A 23,274-nucleotide genomic window follows, 5' to 3' on the forward strand; every position below is an offset into this window, starting at 1 on the left:
GCTTAATCTTTAAAAAGGCTCGCATTTGCGAGCCTTTTTGTTATTGGCTTAAAAATTAGTATGGGTAACTAATGTGTTGAAAAAACCGTACTGATAAATCTTGACGTTCTTTATTTATTGCCAGCTCTGAGCACATAGCGTGTATTGTTTTTTCTACTTGATTCATAAAGCGGCCATAGCCCATTTCATGTTTATCTTTATGGGTGGCAACAATCACAAAATGTAGTGACTCAACTAATTTTTCAGCATTGAAAAAAATATGTATTTGCGTGGCTGTGCCATTCACATCAAAACTTATTTTTTGTAATTCTGCATTCCCATCATTTTTATCTATTTGGCTATTACGCACTATGGGCCTTGCACCATTAGCAACCATAGCGCCGTGAGATAATTCGTATCGCTCGCAGCACCCTTTAAATGATTGGGCAAAGTAGTTATAAAACTCAGTGTAATTATTTTTATTTATTAAGCTTTGAAATTGCGTTTTAATGCCGCGCGAAACCTGTATAGAAAAGGTTGCATAGGTCATTTCTGCATGCTCGGCGGGTATTTTACATTGGCGAGCTAAATAACGAGGGTATAGGCTTCTAAGTTTGTAGCCGTAACTTTGGTTACAGCCTTTGCTCTTGGCAAATAAGTCATAGGTTAAATGCTGATGATCGCGAAGCTTAAACTGGGGTTGTTCAATAAATAATTGTGTTTGTAAATTATCTAACACTTTTTGCACCCTGCTGTGAAATTGTGCCGAGCTTGCGCGTAAATCATCACCGGTAGCTAAAAATAACAAGCGAATTTTTTTACTTTTAAAAGTAGGGGTGTAGTGTAGTTTGTGCGCTTCGTGGTAACGCGGGTTGTAAAAAAACAACATTTGCTTTGCTGTTTCTAATTGATACGACTCATCATGAAATCTGACAACGGGTAATTTGTCGTTAGCGAGTAGATGTACATTATGTAACTCGTATTCATCACAGCTTGCAAATAGTTGCTTGGCAATGCGGGTATAGCAACTATCGATATCGCTAAAACTAGTGTAAAAGTCATCAGTGGGTGTTATTTCAGCGAGTAAATAGTGATTAGCTCGCGCATTTGTTGGAATATAAACTCTGTGTTGTGTAGAACTGGCCATCTTTGAATCCTTTTAAGGAGCTTAAGTTTAGGTACTATAAATGCCTTTCATGACTCAAATATTGCGCTAAAACAAATTTAAGTAATAAACTAATGCACCATTGCCATAATAACTAGAATAAACCCGCATCTATTGCTGTATGTTAGTGTTTGTTTTTGTAATAATGCATTAGTTTTGTTATCACGAATATTCAGAGGATCGCACTCCTATGGCGGAAATTGAGAATCGCCCAAGTAACTTTATAAGAACTCGAATTGATGAAGATTTAGCAAGTGGCAAACATGCAACTACGCATACACGTTTTCCACCTGAACCAAATGGCTTTTTACATATTGGCCATGCAAAATCAATTTGTTTGAATTTTGGCATTGCAAAAGATTACGATGGTTTATGTAACCTACGTTTTGATGATACAAACCCAGAAAAAGAAGATATTAACTACGTTAATTCTATCAAAGAAGACGTGCAGTGGTTAGGCTTCAACTGGAGTGGTGAGATAAAATATTCGTCAAACTATTTTGATACCCTATACGGCTATGCAGTAGAGCTTATTGAAAAAGGCTTAGCGTACGTTTGTTTTTTAACGGCCGATCAAGCACGCGAGTTTCGCGGTACGTTAAAAGAGCCGGGTAAAAACAGCCCATACAGAGACACCTCAGTAGAAGAAAACCTCGCCTTGTTTGAAAAAATGCGCGCGGGTGAATTCAAAGAAGGTGAGTGTGTTCTACGCGCTAAAATTGATATGGCAAGCTCATTTATGGTGCTTCGCGATCCAATTATTTATCGCGTTCGTTTTGCTCATCACCATCAAACAGGTGACAAGTGGTGCATTTACCCAATGTATGACTTCACACATTGTATTTCTGATGCGCTTGAAGGGATAACCCATTCATTGTGTACACTTGAGTTTCAAGATAACCGTCGTTTATACGACTGGGTACTTGATAACATCAGCCTTGAATGCCACCCACAGCAAATTGAGTTTTCGCGCTTAAATCTTGAATACACAATTATGTCTAAGCGTAAGCTAAACGACTTAGTTGTAAATAACTATGTAGAAGGGTGGGATGACCCACGTATGCCAACTATTGCTGGTTTACGTCGTCGTGGTTATACACCGGCTTCAATACGTGAGTTCTGTTTACGTATCGGTGTGACTAAGCAAGAAAACATGGTTGAAATGGGCATGCTTGAAGCGTGTATCCGTGAAGACTTAAATGAAAACGCACCACGTGCAATGGCAGTACTCGATCCAGTTAAAGTGGTAATAGAAAACTTTGATGCAGATAAAGTAGAAACATTGTCGGTAGCTAACCACCCTAATAAAGAAGAAATGGGGCGTCGTGAAGTACCGTTTACTCGTGAGCTTTTCATTGAGCGTGAAGATTTCCGCGAAGAAGCGAATAATAAATTTAAACGCTTAGTACTTGATAAAGAAGTACGCTTACGTGGTGCTTATGTAATTAAAGCCCAGCGTGTAGAAAAAGATGAAAATGGTGAAATTACCACTATTTACTGTACTTACGACAACGAGACACTAGGTAAAAACCCAAGTGACGGTCGTAAAGTAAAAGGGGTTATTCATTGGGTTTCTGCGCCTGAGTCGGTTAATGCAGAAGTTAGATTGTATGACCGTTTATTTAATGTATCAAACCCAGGTGCAGCTGAAGAGTTCGAATCGACACTTAATCCTGATTCGTTAGTTGTATTAGAAAATGCAAAACTAGAAGCATCGCTTGCTAAAGCCGAACCGGCTCAAGGCTTCCAGTTTGAGCGTACTGGCTATTTCTCACGTGATACAAAGTCAGAAAATTTAGTATTCAACCAAACGGTTGGTCTTAGAGATTCATGGGCTAAAATCGAGAAGCAGTAACGCTTTTAAAATACCAGTTTGCATAATATATTATTATTGCAAATTGGTATTAAACAGAGTTTAAATGCTTAATTTTAAACACAAAAAAACCTGCAACAGCAGGTTTTTTTATTACCATAGCGCGTTATTAGCTATTTGAATCGCTAAATGCTTTACACGCTGCTTTGTCTTGACACTCACCGTATAGGTATAAAGAGTGATTTGTTAGTGTAATACCGTTTTCTTCGGCTATTTCTAACTGGCGACGTTCAATTAAGTCATCTTCAAATTCAACAACTTTGCCACATTTTAAACACACTAGGTGGTCGTGGTGAGTGCTGCCAGAAAGTTCAAATACTGACTTTCCACCTTCAAAATGGTGACGGCTTACAATACCTGCGTCATCAAATTGGTTTAATACACGGTAAACAGTCGCAAGACCAATTTCTTCACCTAAATCTAAAAGAATTTTGTATACATCTTCAGCGCTGATGTGTTGGTTATCTGGAGATTGTAGAATTTCTAAGATTTTAATACGCGGTAAAGTTACTTTTAAACCGGCTTTTTTAAGTTCCAAGTTATGATCAGTCATTAAATCTGTCTCAAATTTGTTTGGTTATACTAGACATCTCTTACAGATGCACACGACACATTAGCAATAACAAGGATAACGCGCCTAAGCACTGAGTGCAAAGAACAATTGATCAATTTTGCTATTAATTCTAAAGTCGCTAACTGTTTGATAATTATTTAAACAGTTAGCGATAAAAGGGGGGAGGTTAGTCTGCTAGTTCACTTAAGCACATTTCATCATATACTTGTGCGCACCATGCTTTAACACGTTGCTCTGTTAATTCAGGTTGGCGGTCTTCATCAATACCTAAGCCTACAAAGTGCGTGTCATCAGCCATACCTTTAGATGCTTCAAAGTCGTAGCCTTCACTAGACCAATGGCCAACCACAATAGCACCGCGCTCGGTAACGATATCGTTGATCATACCCATAGCGTCTAAAAAGTATTCTGCGTAGTCTTCTTGGTCGCCACAACCAAAAATAGCCACTAGCTTACCTTCAAAGTCTACTTCTTCAAGCTCAGGGAAAAAGTCATCCCAATCACATTGTGCTTCACCGTAGTACCAAGTAGGAATACCGAATAAGATTAAATCGAACTCTGCAATCTCTTCTTTAGAGCTTTTTGCAATGTCGTGTACAGCCACAAGCTTTTTACCCAATTCTTTTTGGATCATTTTTGCTACGTGTTCTGTATTACCTGTGTCACTTCCGAAAAAAATGCCTACACTTGCCATGGACTTCAAACCTTTTATCTATCAATAGCCAATCTTTCTTGTAAAATTGTTTCAATCAGCGCACTACGGCTAATATTTTGTGCATCTGCCATATCACTCAGTGCCTGATATAACTGTGATGAAACTTTAAATTCTACACGCTTTAAACCGCGTGCTTTATCTCGTTTTATTTGATTACGTTTATTAACCTTTAACTGCATATCCCTTGGTAAAGGGTTCGTTTTAGGCCTGCCTGGGCGCTTTTCGTATTCAAATAAATCGGGAGTTGTTCTATCTGTTTCTGACTTCGCCATGCCTAACCTACACCTGCACCTTGCCAAAAAACTTGTATAAGTCCTTTCGCAATAAAGCCAGAACACCCTAAAAAGAGGACGCCCCACACAATGTAGCGACCAAACTTAGGTACGTTACCACTATTAAGTACGTCTTTAATTGCCAGGCCGATGAATACAAAAATACCGGCTAAGCCAAAGTACAACCCTAGGGTATCAAATTCGTTAATAAACTGACTGACCATCAACGTATAACCTTTAAATTAAACGGCGCGTACTATAGCATATAAATATGCATTAATTTAGTACGGATAACCAAAAACACATGATTAAAATTGCATTAAAGCCCTGTTAAAAAGTCATTTATTGCTTTATTAACTGCAGCGGGTTTTTGTGCATGAAGCCAATGTCCAGCACCGTGTATAATTTTTGCTCGTGTATTTTTAAAGCGCTTTGTTATTTCATCGCGGTATTCTGGCAGTATGTAATCAGAATCGTTACCTTTGATAAACAAAGTATCGCACAAACAAGAATTGTTTTCATTAACATTGGCTGTGATTGTCGAATATTTTTCATCAAGTACATCTAAATTAAATCGCCATTTGTACTGTCCATCGTCATTTTTAGCTAAGCTTTTTAGTAAAAACTGCCTAACACCTAGCTCATTAATGTACTCGCTCATAATAGCATCGGCTTGTTTTCTATCAGTAACCTGGCTAGTTGCCACTTTTTTTAGTGCATTAATAATTTGTGTGTGGCGGGCAGGGTAACTCACAGGGGCAATATCAAGTACCACCAGCTTATTTACTTTTTGGCTATGCATTAGCGCCACTTCCATCGCCACTTTACCGCCCATTGAATGGCCAATAAGGTGCGCATTGTTAATATTTAACGCGTTCATTAGCTCAACAATATCTGCGGCCATTGCAGGGTAGTTCATTTCATTACTGTGCGGTGAAGCACCATGGTTACGCAAATCTACATTAGTTACCCTAAAGTGCTCGCTCAAGGGTTTTGCAATAACATTTAGGTTTTCTAAAGAGCCAAATAAACCATGAATGATCACTACATCCGGACCTTCACCGTATTGTTTATAGTTTAATAGCATGACCGCCTCCTAAAATTTTGGCTTAGTTTGCCGAGCATTGCCCTAAAAAGCAAAAGATATAACGGTTAACATGCTCTGCACGCGCCTTTTATGGGGTAACACCGTTTATTTTTACGCCAGTTATGGGCTCTTTGGTGTTACCAGCCTAATGGAGATAAAAATATGGGTAGTATTTTTAAAAGCTGTTAATTACTACATTGGGTTTATAAGCAAATAATCAACACACCTTTATTAGCGCGTTTATAGGTTATGTTTGTGCGAGTGCTTGTTGTAACTCGCATTTATATTTGGTTTGGGTATAATCACGGGGAAAGAAAAAATGTGGCCCGTAATGACAGGAACAACATGAAACAAATCGACATAGACGACGAGTTATATCAGTATATTGCTAGCAATACACAAAGTATTGGCGAAAGCGCATCCACTATTTTACGTCGTTTATTAAATCTAAACGGTGATGACAACACTCCCGTTGCTAAGAACAATCAAAACAACCAAACAGCTACTCAAGCACTACTTGACGACACGCCAGCTACTAACGACAGCCAAGAGCAAGAGGTTGTCACACCAGTGAAGCAAACAAACGCTAATGTATTTAATATTCTAAATAAAGAAGAACTAGCAATGCAAAAAGGGGTAGTAGGCAGGTTTTTATTTATTTTAAGTGCTTTTTATAGAACGCATAAAAAAGAGTTTAGTGCTGTGCTTGATATAAAAGGGCGCGACCGCGTTTACTTTGCAACCAGCAAAGAAGACTTAGTTAATAGCGGCAGTAGTATGAACCCTAAAAACATTACCGACAGTGAGTACTGGGTAATGACAAATTCAAACACGACACGTAAAAAAATGATGCTACACGAGGTTGCGCTGTGCTTAGGTTATTCAGCAGAGCAAGCAGAAGAAATTCGCGATTACTTGTAAGGAAATAAACATGGCTATTCATTCAGGTGCTGGGAAAACTGCGCCACATTCAACTTTAGTTAACGTACCAAAACTGGTATCGGCTTATTACTTAAATGAGCCAGACTTAGAGCAAAACCCAGAGCATTGTGTTGCTTTTGGTACGTCGGGTCACCGTGGTTGCTCTTACGATGTTAAGTTTAACGAATCTCATATTTTAGCCATTACACAAGCTATTTGTGACTACAGAAAGCAAAACGACATTTTTGGTCCGCTTTTTTTAGGTAAAGATACGCATGCATTAAGTGAAGCTGCTTTTAACTCTGCCATAGAAGTATTAGTGGCTAATGAGGTGCAAGTAATCACCCAGCAAAATCACGATTACACGCCAACCCCTGTCATTAGCCATGCTATTGTTTGCCATAACAAATTAAATCCTAACGAATTAGCCGATGGTATTGTGGTAACGCCTTCACATAACCCGCCAGAAGACGGTGGCTTTAAATACAATCCACCTAACGGCGGCCCAGCAGATACCGACGTAACTAAATGGATTGAAGACAGAGCAAATCAATTACTATTAGAAGATTTAGTAGAAGTTGAGCTGTTTCCATTTGCTAAAGCATCGCGTTCAGGGTTTATTAAATACGAAGACCTAATGACGCCATACATTAACGACTTAGAAAATATCGTTAATTTAAAAGCCGTTAGCGATGCGGGTATTAAAGTAGGTATTGACCCGCTAGGTGGCTCTGGTATTAACTTTTGGCCATTAATAGCGCAAAAATATAATTTAGATTTAACCGTAGTAAACGACAGTGTTGATCCGCGTTTTGCATTTATGCCACTTGATAAAGATGGCAAAATCCGTATGGATTGCTCATCACCTTACTCAATGGCTAATTTAATTAAATTAAAAGACGACTTTGATATTGCTATTGGCAACGACCCAGATTACGACCGCCACGGTATTGTTACCCCAGATGGATTAATGAATCCTAATCACTTTTTAGCTGTAGCGATTGATTATTTATTAAAACACCGCGACTGGGACAGCAGTGTAGAAATTGGCAAAACGCTGGTTTCTAGCTCAATGATTGACCGCGTAGTAGCTCGTAATGAGCGTAAAGTTAAAGAAGTGCCGGTTGGCTTTAAGTGGTTTGTCGATGGCTTAAACAAAGGTAAGCTTGCCTTTGGTGGCGAAGAAAGTGCTGGTGCTGCGTTTTTACGATTTGATGGCAGCGTATGGTGTACCGACAAAGACGGCTTTATTATGGGGTTACTTGCAGCTGAAATACTCGCAGTAACAGGTAAAACACCATCAGCGCTTTATAAAGAGCTAGAGCAAGAATTTGGCTCTCCACTATACAAGCGTTTAGATGCCCCTGCTAGCAGTGCGCAAAAGTCACGTTTAAAAGCACTTAGTGCAAGCGATGTTAAAGCCGATACATTAGCTGGTGAACCTATTTTACAAAAACTGACTCATGCTCCAGGCAATGATGCGGCCATTGGCGGCTTAAAAGTAGTGACTGAAAACGGCTGGTTTGCTGCGCGTCCTTCTGGTACTGAAGATATTTATAAAATTTATCTTGAGTCTTTCAAAGGTGAAGAGCATTTAGCACTACTAGAAAAAGAAGCGAAGCAATTAGTTGATTCTGTGATCAGCTAACACGGCTTACACTATTTAAAAACGGCTGATTTATTCAGCCGTTTTTGTTTGTATCTCTCACACTATAAAAGGGCTTATCATGTTAGCCAAACCAGATTATTTAAATGAACTAATAAATAGCGGCGATTTTTTAACACTCAGTCGCGACAATGAATGGCATTTAGAGGCAAGTGAATTTGCTTTAGAAAATGGAACGCGCGTAACCGTTCACGATACAGGTGTTATTGAATTTCAACCACAGGGCACAACAACAAAAGATGTTGTGCTTTCAAGCGCTGTACACGGTAACGAAACCGCACCTATAGAAATATGTGACGAGCTAATAAAAACCATAATAAAAGGTGAGCTTGCATTAAATCAGCGTGTGCTCTTTATATTTGGTAATCCAAAATCAATAAATATTGGCCTGCGCTTTGTAGAAGAAAACCTAAACCGTTTGTTTAACGGCCACCACACTGTTAAAGGTGTGCCAATGAATGATGAGCGCAAACGCGCAGCAAAACTAGAAGAGTATGTAACTGACTTTTTTGCACGGGGCGAGCAAGGCAGTGCACGTTATCATTATGATTTACATACTGCTATACGTGGCTCAAAAAATGAAAAATTTGCTGTGTATCCTTATCTTCATGGTAAACCATGGAAAAAATCGCAGTTACAATTTTTACTTAGCTGCGGTGTAAATACCGTATTGATGATGAAATCACCGGCAACCACATTCAGTTACTATTCTTCGTTTGTTCATGGCGCTGATTCATTTACCGTTGAACTGGGTCAAGTTAAACCGTTTGGTGAAAACGACATGGCTCGCTTTGCAAAAACCAAGCAAACGCTAACTGCATTAATTAGCCAAAAAGAAGTGCAATACCCTCAATTTAATGCAAGTGACTTTGAGCTGTTTGCCGTACATCGCACAATTAATAGAACGCAGCAGGACTTTAGCTTTCCGTTTTCTGATGATGCAGAAAATTTCACAGGGTTTGCTAAAGGTGAGTTGCTAGCAACAGACGGCGATACCCCTTATTATGCCGATGTGGAAGGGGAAGCTATTATTTTTCCAAATGCGCACGTTGCGCTTGGGCAAAGGGCACTGCTTACCGTTATTCCTATGCAAGTAGATAGTAATTTCGTCTAATAAAACTCATCAGACCACTCACCTTAAATGTTTAACTGTATGTTTTTATTAGTTTAATAAATTCGTACAGTTAACTTTCCATCTTTTTAATCGTATTTTACTTTTGTTTCGTCTTACACTTGTTGAATAACATCTTACGTTAACGTAAGGTGGTGGCAGCTTTAATTAAATACAGCGCAGATGCTGCAAAGTTTATTCGCAAGCCTCACCCATAATAAAAACTTAAAAGGGGCGCTGTATCACAGACAACAAGAGAAGGTAGGTTATGAGTAATCCAAATAACGTATCGCTGAATATTAACCACGACCTCGAGTTTATAGACGGTCATGCGCTAACTATTCCAACCCTTAGTATTTTAACTGAGGACGGCGACATTCATCCTAGTGCTACCGCACCGACTATTTCTAAACACACAGCGATTAAACTATACGAAACAATGCGTTTTATTCGCCTACTTGATGAGCGGATGCAAGGGGCGCAGCGCCAAGGCCGCGTAAGCTTTTATATGCAATGTTTAGGTGAAGAAGCCGCTGTTACTGCTTCTGCTGCTGCACTTGATCAAGATGACATGATTATGGCGCAATACCGCGAGCAAGCCGCTTTGCATTACCGTGGATTTACGCTTGACCAATTTATGAATCAAATGTTTTCTAATGAGTTAGATTTAGGAAAAGGGCGCCAAATGCCGATTCATTATGGTTCAAAAGAACTAAATTATATGACCATATCATCGCCTCTCGGTACGCAAATTCCTCAAGCTACAGGGTATGCCTACGGGCAAAAAGTAAAACACATTGACGCAAAAACTGGCGAGCTTGCAAGCACCATTGATAATGTGACGATTTGTTACTTTGGTGAGGGTGCAGCATCTGAAGGTGATTTTCATGCGGGTTTAAATATGGCTGCGGTACACAAAGCCCCTGTTATATTTTTTGCACGTAATAACGGGTATGCAATATCAACACCTGCAGATGAGCAATTTAAAGGCGATGGTATAGCATCGCGAGGCGTAGGGTATGGCATTAAAACCATACGTGTTGATGGCTCAGATGCATTAGCCGTGTTTGCAGCAACACAAAAGGCCCGCGAACTTGCAGCAACGCAGGGCGAGCCGGTATTAATTGAGTCAATAGCGTACAGATTAGGTGCCCACTCAACCTCAGATGATCCAAGTGGTTACCGCTCAAAAGATGAAGAGGCCACGCATAAAGTTTGCCCAATTGATAAATTTAAAAAATGGTTGATCAAACAAGAGTGGTTAAATGAAGAGGACGATGCTAAAGCGAAAGACACTATTCGTGAAGATATTTTAGCCGCCCTTAAACGTGCTGAAAAAGTGCAAAAGCCAGCCCTTGAAGAGCTCATATCAGATGTTTACGATACGCCAATTCCCTCACTTGAGCGCCAATATAACGATTTAAAAGCACATATAAAGCAGCACCCAGATGCGTACCCAATAACAGCAGGGAGAATTAAGTAATGGCTAAAATGAACATGCTACACGCAATTAATTCTGCGCTCGATATCACCATGAATGAGCACCCTCAGGCGTGTATTTTTGGTGAAGATGTTGGCTATTTTGGTGGTGTTTTTAGAGCGACCTCAGGTTTGCAAGAAAAATACGGTAAACACCGCGTATTTAACACACCGCTTACAGAGCAAGGTATTTTAGGTTTTGCCAATGGCTTAGCCGCGTTTGGCGCGCCTGCACTTGCTGAAATACAATTTGCTGATTATATTTTTCCGGCATTTGATCAAATAGTTAATGAGTCCGCCAAGTTTAGATACCGCAGTGGTAATGAATTTAACGTGGGCAATTTAACGATTCGCACCCCGTATGGTGGCGGTATTGCGGGGGGCTTATATCACTCACAATCGCCAGAGGCATATTTTGCCCATACGCCAGGGCTAAAAATAGTGGTACCGCGTAACCCGTACCAAGCAAAAGGGTTACTACGAGCAAGTATTAAAGACGATAACCCCGTTATTTTCTTCGAGCCTAAACGTTTATACCGCGCTTCTACCGGCGAAGTACCAGAGGATGATTACAGCATTGAGCTGGGTAAAGCCGAAGTAGTACAAGAAGGTACAGATATCACTGTACTTGCGTGGGGCGCGCAAATGGAAATTGTTGAAAACGCAGCAAAACAAGCCAATGAACAAGGCATTAGTTGTGAGGTGATTGACCTTAGAAGCATATTACCTTGGGATGTTGAGACAATTGCTAAGTCGGTTACTAAAACAGGACGTTTAGTGATAAGCCACGAAGCGCCTATTACCAATGGTTTTGGTGCCGAAATTGCGGCGACTATTCAGCAAGAGTGCTTTTTACACCTTGAGTCACCTATTATGCGAGTATGTGGGTTAGATACACCTTACCCATTAGCACTTGAAAAAGAATATGTGCCTGATGCGCTAAAAGTAATGGCCGCAATTAAACAATCAATGGATTTTTAGGGGATACCATGGCTAAAGATTTTATATTACCCGATATTGGTGAAGGCATTGTTGAGTGCGAAGTGGTTGAATGGCTAATACAAGAGGGTGACACAGTAAAAGAAGATCAACCCATTTGTGACGTGATGACCGATAAAGCCCTAGTGCAAATACCGGCAGTGCATGATGGCGTAATCACTAAATTGTATTATCAAAAAGGGGAGATAGCGCAGGTTCATGCACCCTTGTTTGCTATGAATGTAGCCGATGAGCAAAGCCAAAGCGATGAAACACACACAGAGCAAGTGCAAAATACACAAAGCGACAACGCATCGTCAGAGCATTTAGAAGATTTTATTCTTCCAGATATTGGTGAGGGGATTGTTGAGTGTGAAATAGTTGATTGGCTAGTGGCCGAAGGCGATGAAATACAAGAAGATCAGGCTGTGTGTGATGTAATGACCGATAAAGCGCTGGTACAAATTCCGGCTAAATACACAGGTACAGTGCAAAAGCTTTACTATCAAAAAGGTGAAATTGCCCAAGTACACAGCCCGTTATTTCAAATGAGCATAGCCGGCAGTACAGCAAAACCAAATGTAGATGTAAACGAAGCCGTTGTAAAAGCACAAAGTAAAGCGGCAGATAAATCTGTAGCAACGCAGCAGACAACAGCAAATAAAGTTGTTAATAAAAAAGCGGTTGCCTCACCAGCTGTAAGGCGCAAAGCCCGAGAGCTTGATGTTGATTTAACGTGCGTACCGGGCAGCGGTAAAAATGGCCGCATATATAAACAAGACATAGAAGAATTTATTAAAGGTGAGGTACCTAACACAATAGATACATCACCACTTAGCAGTGCTACTACTAAAAGCAGCGTTACTCAAAGTAAAGAGCCACAATCGCCACAAACACAAAGCGGTGGTATGCGTGCAGAGCCAATTAAAGGCATTAAAGCGGCTATGGCAAAGCAAATGATGGCCTCGGTCTCTACAATCCCTCACTTTACCTTTAGTGACGAGATAGACTTAACGCAATTAATTGCCCTGCGAGCGAGTTTAAAAGAGCAGTATAAAGCGCAAGGTGTAAAGCTCACTATGATGCCATTTTTTATCAAAGCGTTATCGCTTGCGATGAAAGAATACCCAGTGCTTAATTCTAAAGTAAATGATGATTGCACTGAGCTTACCTACTTTGACGATCATAATATTGGGGTAGCAGTGGATTCAAAAGTGGGTTTGCTAGTGCCTAATATTAAATCCTGCCAATCTAAGAGTATTGTTGAAGTTGCAAACAGTTTAACAAGCTTAACTGATGCAGCACGCGAGGGGCGCGTAGCACCAGATGACTTAAAAGGGGGCACCATTAGCATTTCAAATATTGGGGCAATTGGCGGCACTATTGCGACCCCGATTATTAATAAGCCAGAAGTTGCTATTGTAGCATTAGGGAAGTTACAACACTTACCGCGCTTTGATGAAAGCGGCCAAGTTGTTAGCAAAGCTATTATGCAAGTGAGTTGGTCTGGGGATCACCGTGTTATTGATGGCGGTACAATTGCGCGCTTTAATAATTTGTGGAAATCGTATTTAGAAAACCCATCGGCAATGATGATGGCTATGAGTTAATAATTAAACTTATAAAAAACCAGCAATTTGCTGGTTTTTTGTTTTAAAGCGCAGTGTTTTTAATTAAGATACAAATGTTACCAAAAGGTAATAAGTCAAACCCGCTAGGGAATATAAAAACTAACACTAAGGAATTGTAATGGAACATTATATGAACGCGCTGCGTAGCTACGCAGATTTTTCAGGACGTAATCGCCGTAAAGCATTTTGGATGTTTTACTTAATAAATTTATTAATCAGCATAGTACTAGGTGTTGTTGATGAGCTTATGGGTGTAGCTGTAATTGGTACTATCTATAGCTTGGCACTGTTAATTCCTCAATTGAGCGCTGGCGCACGCCGTTTACACGATACTGGCCGTTCTGGCTGGTGGCAGCTACTTTGGTTAGTGCCAATCATTGGCTGGATTGTTATAATTGTATTCCTTGCGCAAGACTCACATGAAGGTGAGAACGATTATGGCCCAAATCCAAAAGAGTTAGCGGCTGAACCTGTTTCTGTATAAATAATACGCTAACATTAAAAAAGCTCAGCAATTGCTGAGCTTTTTTGTACTTATGATTTTTTAAACTGTTAACTTAAAAAGTAAAGCCCGTAACCAACAACTAAAGCAGGTATAGAGGTATACAAGGTAGCAATTACAGCCGCTTTTGGCGCCATTGCAATAGCAGGAAACAACGCATCGCCATCATTTGAAATCGCATTAGCAGCTAATGCACTAAAAGGAATAATGCCCTGTATATAAAGCGTGGTTACAATTATTTGTGGCCCACAGCCAGGTAAAAAACCAATGACGACAGCAATTAACGGTGCTAAATAGGCGTAGTGCATAAACCAGGTTTTTAAATCAAGGCCTACCACACTGACTAATATTTCAAACAGCATGAACGAAGCCACCACCCATGCAGTTACAAAATGGGTATCTTGTAATACTTTTATAAGCTTAGAAGGCGGATTACATTCTTCCTCTTCTGAAGTAATTTCTTTATAGGTTTCACCTTTAGAAGAGTAGGCCCAAATAACAACCGTAAACAGTGCCATTGCTGCACCAAATAAGCTAATACCGGTGCTGGTATATTGACCAAATTGGTTAAAGTCCACATTAAATGCAATTAAAAACGCAATGATTAAACTTGGAATAATGGCAAACATCCACACAGGTTTGCTAATTTTTATTATTTTAGTGGGCAAAACTTTAACTTGATGTTTTTGCTCTTGTGCGCTGGGACGTAAAAAATCAGGTTTGTGAATTGCATTAACTATTAATCCACACAGTGTGCCTACCACTAAACCTATAGCCATTATTGTTAAGCCTTCAGTAGGGCGCGTAGCAAGCAGTAAAAAAGCAGCATCGCCCATCGTGGCGGTAAGTACAGCAACAATAGCCCCAAAGCTTGCTTGGCCTTTAGTGTATTGAGTAACCACGATAATTGCACCACCACAGCCGGGTAAAGCGCCAAGAACGGATGCAAACAGCACTTCAAGTGACTTAGATTTAGCGCTTAAGTAGCTCATTTCTAATTGAGGGATATGTTCTATTGCGTAGTAGTAAATAAGTAACGTAGCCGCTACAAATACACTAACCTGAAAAAACGCATCACTGAGAGCAGTAATGGTTATTTCGCGAAGACTAGGAACAGCTAAACATACCAATAAAAAAAGTGGTAGGAGTAAGCGTTTATTTTGGCTAACAAACCGTTTGGAAGCTGGCGTAATAAATCCTATTTGAGAGAGTAAAATCATAAGTGTGCCCCAGTTTTATTTTAACTAGGACACACTGTATACATTTTGCAAATGATAATCAATATCATTTGCATCTATTTAAATCGATAGCTCAGTTTGAGTTTTTCGATGGTAAATAACCTACGCTCAGGCGAAATACATTATTTGCGTTGAAACTCTGAGTTTTCGTACCATGCAGGCCATTGTGCTTGCTCAGAAATATCAAAGCCTAATTTGCGTTGAAACTCTGAGTTTTCGTACCATGCAGGCCATTGTGCTTGCTCAGAAATATCAAAGCCTACTTTATAAAACAATTGTAAGTCTTGCACCGCACCCGATAAATCCCACTCATCGCGGTATCTGTCACAGGGTTGATGGTAACAACCACGTAGCACTAAGCTCATACGTTTACGATAATTTGCTGTATCCTCATCAGCGGCAACAGTACCGCCGCCTGCATACATAGCCGGAATACCCATGTTTGCAAATGCAAAGTGATCAGAGCGGTAGTAACCACCTGATGATGGTTTAGGGTCGCCCGCTATTGTTCTACCTTGCTCTTTTGCTGCTTTGGCTAGTAGGTCGTCCATTTGCGACTTACCTAAACCTACTACGTTCATGTCTTTTACTTTACCTAATAAGTTTAGGCTATCCATGTTTATATTGGCGACTGTTTTATCAGCAGCAATAACCGGGTTAGCAGCGTAGTATTTAGATCCAAGTAAGCCTTGCTCTTCAGCCGTAACAGCTAAAAATGTCATTGAGCGAGTAGGGTGCTTTGGCAGCTTAGTAAATGCCTCTGCAACCTCAATAAGCCCCGCAGTGCCTGTGGCGTTATCGTGCGCACCATTATAAATTTGGTCGCCCTTACGGGTTGTATCTGTACCTAGGTGATCCCAATGCGCTGAATAAATAACATGTTCATCCGCTTTTTCGCTACCCGGCAACGTCGCAATAAAGTTATACGACACCGATTTTTTAATTGTATTTTTAACATTAACCGATGCAGTTAAATCGCCCATGTCAACGTTATACGCACCTTTAGCTGCATTGGCTTTTGCAGTCTCAAAATCAAGACCCGCTTTAGCAAATAACTCTTTAGCTACATCAGTGGTTACCCAGCCTTCAACCGCAACGCGGTCCATATTGTTGTTCTCTTTTTGAAAACCAAACTGCTCACCGCTCCATGAGTTTTCAACCACTGACCACGGGTATGACGCAGGGGCCGTTTCGTGAATGATGATAGCACCGGCTGCACCTTGACGACTCGCTTCTTCATATTTATAAGTCCAGCGGCCATAGTAGGTCATTGCATCGCCGGTAAATAACGCAGGATCTTTTGTAGCAAAACCCGGATCGTTAACAAGCATAACAACAGTTTTGCCTTTTACGTCTAGGCCTTCGTAATCGTTCCAGTTATATTCAGGGGCATTTACACCGTAACCTACGAAGACAAGCTCTGAATTTTCAATCCCTTCTTGTGCGCTAATGCGGCTACTGCCCATAACCATGTCTTTTTTGTATTGATAATCTTTGCCACCAATACTTAATACCATATTTGAATCAGCTTCTAATGAAACAAGCGGCACTTCTTGTAAAAAGCTATCACCATTACCGGGTTCAAACCCTAATGCTTTAAATTGAGTGGTCAGATAATCAAGCGTTAACTTTTCACCTTCAGATGAAGGCGCTCTACCGCCAAATTCATCAGAGGCAAGCACTTTAATGTGCGCTGCAAGTTCATCTGCTTTAATACTGTTGTAACCATTTGTTACATCGGTAGGTGTAATACTTGTTGTTGCACAGCCAGCTAATACAGCGCCAGCAATCAGTGTGAGAGAGAAATATCGTTTCATAGTAGCTCTATTCTTGTTCTAAGATGTGATTAGTATATTAACTTCTATTAATTAGAACCAGTTTTTGCGGTAAACTGACCGCAAATTAACAGCATAAATTGTTAAAGGTATAAATGAAGCGCTTTACTCCGCCCGAGCAATGGCAAGTTAGTAGTTTGAAAAGCGGTGCGTTTGAGCACTTACGAACACTGTTTAATATTGATAAACAAACTGATTGGCCAGCCCCCGATTGGTTCACTGCGTATTTGAATGCCATTAATGCTAATAACCTGCCAATAACGTTTGAAGACGATGCAAGCGTTGATTTTGGTGAGCGCTATTATGAGCAAGTCATTTTTGAAACTGGCGTAGTGCCTACACGCAGTAAAAATTGGCACGATTTATTTGGTGGCTTTATTTGGTGTTTGTTTCCAAAAACCAAGGCGCTTATTAATCAGCGCCACGTACAAGAAATAGCGCAGCATGGCTTAAAGCAACGTACTAAACATCGTAATGCACTCACATTATTTGACGAGTGCGGCGTGGTGCTTGCCATTAGTGATACTAAGTGGCAAACGCTTTTAACAGACCACCAATGGAAAACTGCATTTATAACTCACCGAGAAGAGTGGGGCAAAACAATACAACCTTTTATGTTTGGCCACGCTAATTATGAAATGCTCACAAAGCCCTATATTGGTTTAACGGGTAAAGCGTTATTTGTAAGTGTACCGGATGAAATATTTTGTAAAGATTTAGTTACTCAATATCAGTACCTAGACCAAGTACTTTATGAGAAGATAAAAATAGAGCATTGCTTAGCCGATAACAAACAGCTTTCTCCATTGCCATTATTAGGTGTACCAGGATGGCATGACGCAAATGAGAATGAATCGTTCTATGATAATACCGATTACTTTAGAGCTAAACGAAGGATACGAAAATGATAGAAGTCGCAGGGCTTAAAAAAAAGTTTAAGTTAACCAAGGATCATAAAAAAAATAAAGTTGATGATATAGACCCGCGTGAAGATAAAGATTTTTTTCATTCAGTAAGAAATGTCAGCTTTCAATGTGCAAAAGGTGAAGTGTTAGGGTTACTTGGCCCTAATGGCGCGGGTAAAACTACTACATTGCGTATGCTCTCAACTGCACTTAAGCCCGATGAAGGCACAATAACTATTGCCGGCAACGACATAATTAAAAAGCCGTTAGTAGGGCGCAAGTCTATTGGTTTTTTATCCGGTTCAACTGGCTTGTATGGTCGCCTGACCGTTAAAGAAAATATTGAATACTTTGCAAAGCTTCATGGAATGAACAAAGAGCAAATAGCGGCTCGTTGTGAGGAGCTTTTTACTTTGCTCGACATGCATAAATTCATTGATAAACGTGCAGAAAACCTATCTACCGGCATGAAGCAAAAAGCCAATATTGCCCGTGCTGTGGTACATCACCCAGAAGTGGTGGTACTCGATGAGCCAACCACAGGCCTTGATATCATGACCACACAAACGGTTATAAACTTTATAAAAGGCTTAAAGGCGCAAGGCACGCCTGTTATTTTTTCAACGCACCATTTAGATGAAGTGGCCCTTTTATGTGACCGTGTTGCGGTAATTAATGAAGGCGTAAGCTGCTTTGATGGCACGCTTGCTGAATTCAAACAGGCAGGTAATAGTGAAGAGCTAAACCAAGCGTTTATGAACATATTAACGGAGAAACACGATGTTTGAAGTTTTTAAAAAGGAATTAACAGAACTCCTACGCGATAAAAAAACCTTGTTGTTTGTAGTCGCTTTACCCGTTGCGGTGTTTCCCTTATTATTTGCCGTTATGGCGTTTATTAGCTCTCAAGCGGCACTCGACGCTGAACAAAAGGTACATACCTACGCCATTATTAATGGCGACTACGCGCCAGAGTTTACCGAAAAAGTGTTTTATCATAAAAGCTTTGAACTTTATAAAGGTGCTAAAACCTTTAATAGCATTGAAGAGCTAAAAGAAGGGGTAATCGCAGGTGATATAGACATGGGTATATATTTACCCACTAACGCTAAACAAGCCTTAAATGATGCCCAGCAAAGTAAGTGGGAAGTGGTATTTAATGATGCTAAATCTATCAACTTTTTATTTCAGCGTGTAAAAGAGCTCGCCAAAGAGTATAGCGATGCATTACAAACAGAAAAATTAATAAGTTTTGGTATTGAAAAAGAAGCCCATTTAGCACTTTTAACCCCTATTGAAGTAGTAAAGGTTGATACCGCCGATAAACGTGAAAACTTAGGTGAAAAGCTAGGTGGCTTTTTGCCCTACCTACTGATTCCTATAGTTCTTATGGGCGCTACGTACCCAGCAATAGATTTAGGTGCAGGTGAAAAAGAGCGCGGTACATTAGAAACCTTATTGCTTACACCTATTACGCGTACAGAGCTGGTACTAGGCAAATTTATAACCTTACTGACAACCTCAATTGCATCAACAACTATAACTGTACTCAGTATGGGCGGGTGGATAGCGGTAGCCCTTGCATTTGCAGACCTAGAAGTAATTAAAACAGCATTTAGCTCATTAGCGGTAAGCGATTTATTAATGATTTTTGTATTGTTACTACCTATTGCCGCGATATTCTCAGCATTGGCGTTAGCAATATCTATTTATGCTCGTACATTTAAAGAGGCCCAAAATTACATGGCACCTTTGAGTATGGGGGTGTTTTTTCCCATCATTGTATCCATTATGCCTAATGTAGAGCTAACAGCTAAAACTGCTTTTATTCCTGTTACTAATGTAGCGCTCGCAATTAAAGAAATTGTTAAAGGCACGGTAGATTACACCTTGGTTGGCTTAATATTTTTGGCTACGGCACTTATTGCCGGCGCGTTACTTGCCTTTTGTGTTAAGTGGTTTAACCGCGAAGACGTATTATTTAGATAGTTTAAGGTTTTATAAACGGGCAGGGTATTGTCTTGCTCGTTTACCTTTACTACCCATTAACTGTTATCGCTTATAATTTTTTATTTGCCGTCTATATTAATTTGTATGTTTTTTAGAGTGGTATTCATCTTAAATTAACACTGCTTTTTAATAGTAATACTAAGTGATTGGTTTAGAGTATTTGTTCAAACTTTAATTACACTTTTTTAAGTAACTAATTATTTTTACTTCTATTTTTTATCAAATAATCCTCTATAATCTAACCTAGAAAATAGTGAGGAGTGAGGGTTCAATGCTAAAAAGGAATGTATTTATAACAGCAGCAAAAGGTAATAAATTATTACTAGTTGCCATTATTGTTTTTTTAGTTATTGCATTGCCTTCGGTGTATGTGTTTGAAAAAAAAGTGCGCGCAGAGATATATAACGATGCTCGTAGTGAACTCAATCGTGAGCTTGAAACAAAAGCCGCGTCTTTAAAAAATCATTTAAACGACAGTATTACCGCTATTCGCTTTTTAAACGCGACTCCACCTATTCAAGGTATATCTAGAGCGACCGACAACCAATTAATCGACCCACTATTACAAACCCCAATTGCTGTATGGCAAGACCGCCTTGCTGATATTTTTAGCGGGTTTATGCAAACCGACGATTCTATTTTGCAAGCACGTTACATTATGCTTGCTGAAAATGGCCAAGAGATAGTACGTGTAGACCGCTTTTTAGGTGACATAATTAGGCTACAGGGCGCACAACTGCAAAAAAAAGGCGGGCGAGACTACGTACTTAAAGCCAGCATGCTTGATGAAAAAAGTGTGTATATATCGCCTATTAACTTCAACCGCGAAAACGGTGAAATACAAAAACCCTTTGTTAGTACATACCGCGTAGCTAAGCCGGTTTTCGATCATTTAAAGCAAGTGTTTGCAATTTTAGTGACAAACTACTCCGCAGATAAGTTATTTGAAAGTTTAACGTTTGAACTTCCACCTGGGATTAATATTTATTTGCTTAATAATGAAAGCGAATTTTTATACCACCCAAACCCTGATTTACGGTTTGGCTTTGAATTTAACCAAGCCAAAACCTGGAGTGATGAATTTAGCCCCACACAAAACATGAATTCTCACGAAACCTTGTTAATAGGTGATGCACCAAAACAGTACTTTTTAAATAAACGGGTAAGTTTTGAAGGCGATATTGCCATGCTGCCATTAGAGATGGCCGTTTCTATTGATTCTGAAACCTTATTGGAACGCGTTGCAAAAAGGCGCGAAAGTTTTATCGCCATCACCGCCACATTTTTTACCATATTTATAATTATTACGCTGTTATATCAGCGTTATATTAATCGCAAGCTGCTTATACATTCTTTAACAGAGCAAAATAATAAAGTGATTGAAAATTCACTCGACGCTATTTTTACCATAGACAGTGATGAAACTATTATTCACTGTAATCAAACGGCTAAAAAAGTTTTTGCGAGTAGGCTAGGTAATGACAACACCCGCTTTAGTAACTTATTTACCCTTGCAGATGAAGATAAAAACTGCATTAGTGAAACCATAGAGCACGGCTCTAAAATGCCATTTGAAGCGGTTTATACTGGTGATGATGGCAATAAAGAATACTATTCAATCACGCTGACCAGCGTATTTGATGTATTTAGTAATCGTTATCAAGTTGCTGCTATTTTACGTAATATCAGCTCGTTAAAGCATACTCAATCACAGTTACAGGGTTTAAATAGCACGTTAGAGTTAAAGGTATCTCAGCGTACTGTTGAACTTGAGCGAGCGATTGACCAAGCCCTTGCCGCAAGCCAAGCAAAAAGTGACTTTGTAGCCAATATTTCCCACGAAATACGCACACCAATGAACGGTGTTTTAGGCATGCTTGAAATGCTAAAAGAAGACAGCCTCACTGAGCAACAGCAACACTATTTAAAATTAGCCAATAGCAGTGCACACTCGTTAATGAGTTTAATTAACGATATTTTAGATTTTTCTAAAATTGAAGCGGGTAAACTAGACATTGATAATCACTCGTTTGATGTTATCTCTGTCTGTAGCGATATGATTAATTCAATTGCGCTGCAGGGCCAACGTAAAGGGCTAGAGGTCTTTTTAAATACCCAAAACGTGGTCGACAGAATGGTTATCGGTGATAGCCATCGCCTTAAGCAAATTTTAATTAATTTAATAAATAATGCGTTTAAGTTTACGCATAAAGGCGAAGTAAGTTTAACCTTAAACTCTAAATACATTACCGACAGTAAAATTTTAATGAGCTTTATAATTAAAGACACCGGTATTGGTATTGCCACTGAAAACATCGATAAACTGTTTGATGTGTTTACCCAAGAAGATTCAAGCACAACGCGCCATTTTGGTGGCACCGGTTTAGGGTTATCTATATGTAAAAAACTGGCGCAATTAATGGGCGGTAATATTACCGTTAGCAGTGAAAAAGGCGTAGGCAGCACCTTTGTTGCAACGGTAGAGTTACATGTGGCGCAACAGCAAAAACTTAATACCGGCATTGAGCTTTCTAAAGAGGTCAGTGTAGCGGCGCTTATTGCCCGCGACAATGTATTTAAAAATGTATGCGGATTATTAACTCAAACCTGTAAAATTCAGCCAAGCCATATTACAAGGCTCGACTACTTTAGTGAACACAGCGAATTTGATGCCGATTTACTGATTATTGATGACGAACACCCGCAAGTTAATGCGCTAATAAGCTACTGCGAAAAGGCAGATAAAAAGTACGTGCTTATATTGCGAGACATGGTGGTTAATAAGCAATCTAAAAAAGTGTTTCCTGAGCATAGCCACATTTTGCACAAACCACTTACGCAAGATCAATTTACCTATAAGCTAGGCAGTATTTTTGGTGCTAATAATGAGTTTGTTTTAACCGCGCCTAAACAAGCAAACGACATAGAGCCAGAGCCTGAGTTGTCTAAATATCATGTATTATTGGTTGACGACAACATGATTAACATTGAGGTAGCGAAAGCTATTTTAAAACGCACAGGAATAAAAATTACCTGTGCAAGTGATGGTATAGAAGCACTTTCGGCCCTTAAATTTAATCAAGAGCAACCGTTTGACTTAATTTTAATGGATTGCCAAATGCCTAACCTAGATGGCTACGATACCACCAGCGAGATAAGAAATGCTAAAGCTGGAGTTGAGTATATTAGCATTCCAATTATTGCCATGACCGCAAGTGCAATGGAAGGCGATAGAGAGCGTTGCATTACCGCCGGCATGAATGATTATATTACCAAGCCAATAAAGCCTAAAACGCTTAAAAATAGGCTGCTAACCTGGTTAAACTAAATGAG

General features: G+C 39.7%; 19 protein-coding genes and 1 pseudogene. 12 read left to right on the forward strand and 8 right to left on the reverse strand.

Translation table 11 applies throughout. The annotated features are described in order from the left end of the window. Window positions 1-55 precede the first annotated feature (55 nt). Window positions 56-1,126 carry a DUF3083 family protein gene (locus NQT65_RS02000; RefSeq protein WP_256850367.1) on the reverse strand — a complete coding sequence of 357 codons (1,071 nt, stop codon included), beginning with the start codon at window positions 1,124-1,126 and terminating at the stop codon, window positions 56-58. 208 nt (window positions 1,127-1,334) lie between these two features. Between NQT65_RS02000 and glnS the strand changes: the two genes are divergently transcribed. Continuing rightward, the gene (gene glnS, locus NQT65_RS02005) at window positions 1,335-2,999 is read left to right on the forward strand and encodes a glutamine--tRNA ligase (protein WP_256850368.1); all 1,665 of its coding nucleotides are present in this window, start codon (window positions 1,335-1,337) and stop codon (window positions 2,997-2,999) included. Between the two features lie 127 nt (window positions 3,000-3,126). Here glnS and fur read toward each other — a convergent pair whose 3' ends face one another. The 5 genes from fur to NQT65_RS02030 all read right to left on the reverse strand — a co-directional run bounded on the left by fur (window position 3,127) and on the right by NQT65_RS02030 (window position 5,665). Continuing rightward, the gene (fur, locus tag NQT65_RS02010; RefSeq protein ID WP_004586675.1) at window positions 3,127-3,570 is read right to left on the reverse strand and encodes a ferric iron uptake transcriptional regulator; all 444 of its coding nucleotides are present in this window, start codon (window positions 3,568-3,570) and stop codon (window positions 3,127-3,129) included. A gap of 187 nt (window positions 3,571-3,757) precedes the next feature. Then, window positions 3,758-4,285, reverse strand: coding sequence for a flavodoxin FldA (gene fldA, locus NQT65_RS02015; RefSeq protein WP_004586674.1), 528 nt, complete (start codon window positions 4,283-4,285; stop codon window positions 3,758-3,760). Window positions 4,286-4,299: 14 nt separating this feature from the next. Next, on the reverse strand, window positions 4,300-4,578 hold the full coding sequence (gene ybfE / locus NQT65_RS02020; RefSeq protein ID WP_004586673.1) for a LexA regulated protein: 279 nt from the start codon (window positions 4,576-4,578) through the stop codon (window positions 4,300-4,302). Between the two features lie 2 nt (window positions 4,579-4,580). Next, entirely contained in the window at window positions 4,581-4,802 is a 222-nt protein-coding gene (locus NQT65_RS02025) for a DUF2788 domain-containing protein (protein WP_004586672.1), read from the reverse strand. 95 nt (window positions 4,803-4,897) lie between these two features. Next, entirely contained in the window at window positions 4,898-5,665 is a 768-nt protein-coding gene (locus tag NQT65_RS02030; RefSeq protein WP_055253688.1) for an alpha/beta fold hydrolase, read from the reverse strand. Between the two features lie 345 nt (window positions 5,666-6,010). Between NQT65_RS02030 and seqA the strand changes: the two genes are divergently transcribed. The 7 genes from seqA (at window position 6,011) to NQT65_RS02065 (ending at window position 13,935) form a co-directional block, all read left to right on the forward strand. Next, the gene (seqA, locus tag NQT65_RS02035) at window positions 6,011-6,586 is read left to right on the forward strand and encodes a replication initiation negative regulator SeqA (RefSeq protein WP_256850369.1); all 576 of its coding nucleotides are present in this window, start codon (window positions 6,011-6,013) and stop codon (window positions 6,584-6,586) included. A 10-nt stretch (window positions 6,587-6,596) separates the two neighbouring features. After that, complete coding sequence (pgm, locus tag NQT65_RS02040) at window positions 6,597-8,234, forward strand: phosphoglucomutase (alpha-D-glucose-1,6-bisphosphate-dependent) (protein ID WP_004586669.1); 1,638 nt, start codon at window positions 6,597-6,599, stop codon at window positions 8,232-8,234. Between the two features lie 79 nt (window positions 8,235-8,313). Continuing rightward, window positions 8,314-9,366, forward strand: a complete 1,053-nt coding sequence (gene astE, locus NQT65_RS02045; protein ID WP_256850370.1) for a succinylglutamate desuccinylase — start codon at window positions 8,314-8,316, stop codon at window positions 9,364-9,366. A 265-nt stretch (window positions 9,367-9,631) separates the two neighbouring features. After that, window positions 9,632-10,846 (forward strand): thiamine pyrophosphate-dependent dehydrogenase E1 component subunit alpha, encoded by a 1,215-nt coding sequence (locus tag NQT65_RS02050; protein ID WP_126007153.1) that lies wholly within the window; start codon window positions 9,632-9,634, stop codon window positions 10,844-10,846. Next, window positions 10,846-11,823: an alpha-ketoacid dehydrogenase subunit beta gene (locus NQT65_RS02055; RefSeq protein WP_024033553.1), complete on the forward strand. Its 978-nt coding sequence runs from the start codon at window positions 10,846-10,848 to the stop codon at window positions 11,821-11,823. The genes NQT65_RS02050 and NQT65_RS02055 overlap by 1 nt, the downstream gene beginning before the upstream one ends. Before the next feature lie 8 nt (window positions 11,824-11,831). Continuing rightward, window positions 11,832-13,430: a dihydrolipoyllysine-residue acetyltransferase gene (locus NQT65_RS02060; protein ID WP_256850371.1), complete on the forward strand. Its 1,599-nt coding sequence runs from the start codon at window positions 11,832-11,834 to the stop codon at window positions 13,428-13,430. A gap of 139 nt (window positions 13,431-13,569) precedes the next feature. Next, entirely contained in the window at window positions 13,570-13,935 is a 366-nt protein-coding gene (locus NQT65_RS02065) for a DUF805 domain-containing protein (protein WP_054982556.1), read from the forward strand. A 68-nt stretch (window positions 13,936-14,003) separates the two neighbouring features. On the opposite strand, the gene NQT65_RS02070 is transcribed toward NQT65_RS02065, so the two are convergent. Further along, on the reverse strand, window positions 14,004-15,173 hold the full coding sequence (locus NQT65_RS02070; protein WP_055253679.1) for a putative manganese transporter: 1,170 nt from the start codon (window positions 15,171-15,173) through the stop codon (window positions 14,004-14,006). 212 nt (window positions 15,174-15,385) lie between these two features. Next, a pseudogene (locus NQT65_RS02075) lies at window positions 15,386-17,008 on the reverse strand (M28 family metallopeptidase); the annotation flags it as partial. A 113-nt stretch (window positions 17,009-17,121) separates the two neighbouring features. On the opposite strand from NQT65_RS02075, the gene NQT65_RS02080 reads away from it, so the two are divergent. The 4 genes from NQT65_RS02080 (at window position 17,122) to NQT65_RS02095 (ending at window position 23,269) form a co-directional block, all read left to right on the forward strand. Continuing rightward, on the forward strand, window positions 17,122-17,934 hold the full coding sequence (locus NQT65_RS02080; RefSeq protein ID WP_256850372.1) for a DUF3025 domain-containing protein: 813 nt from the start codon (window positions 17,122-17,124) through the stop codon (window positions 17,932-17,934). Next, window positions 17,931-18,719: an ABC transporter ATP-binding protein gene (locus NQT65_RS02085; protein WP_256850373.1), complete on the forward strand. Its 789-nt coding sequence runs from the start codon at window positions 17,931-17,933 to the stop codon at window positions 18,717-18,719. Before NQT65_RS02080 ends, NQT65_RS02085 begins: the two co-directional genes overlap by 4 nt. Next, window positions 18,712-19,920 (forward strand): ABC transporter permease, encoded by a 1,209-nt coding sequence (locus NQT65_RS02090; protein ID WP_256850374.1) that lies wholly within the window; start codon window positions 18,712-18,714, stop codon window positions 19,918-19,920. Before NQT65_RS02085 ends, NQT65_RS02090 begins: the two co-directional genes overlap by 8 nt. A 292-nt stretch (window positions 19,921-20,212) precedes the next feature. Next, the gene (locus tag NQT65_RS02095; protein WP_256850375.1) at window positions 20,213-23,269 is read left to right on the forward strand and encodes an ATP-binding protein; all 3,057 of its coding nucleotides are present in this window, start codon (window positions 20,213-20,215) and stop codon (window positions 23,267-23,269) included. Window positions 23,270-23,274 lie beyond the last annotated feature (5 nt).

This window comes from Pseudoalteromonas agarivorans, assembly GCF_024518735.1.
GTDB lineage: Bacteria > Pseudomonadota > Gammaproteobacteria > Enterobacterales > Alteromonadaceae > Pseudoalteromonas > Pseudoalteromonas atlantica.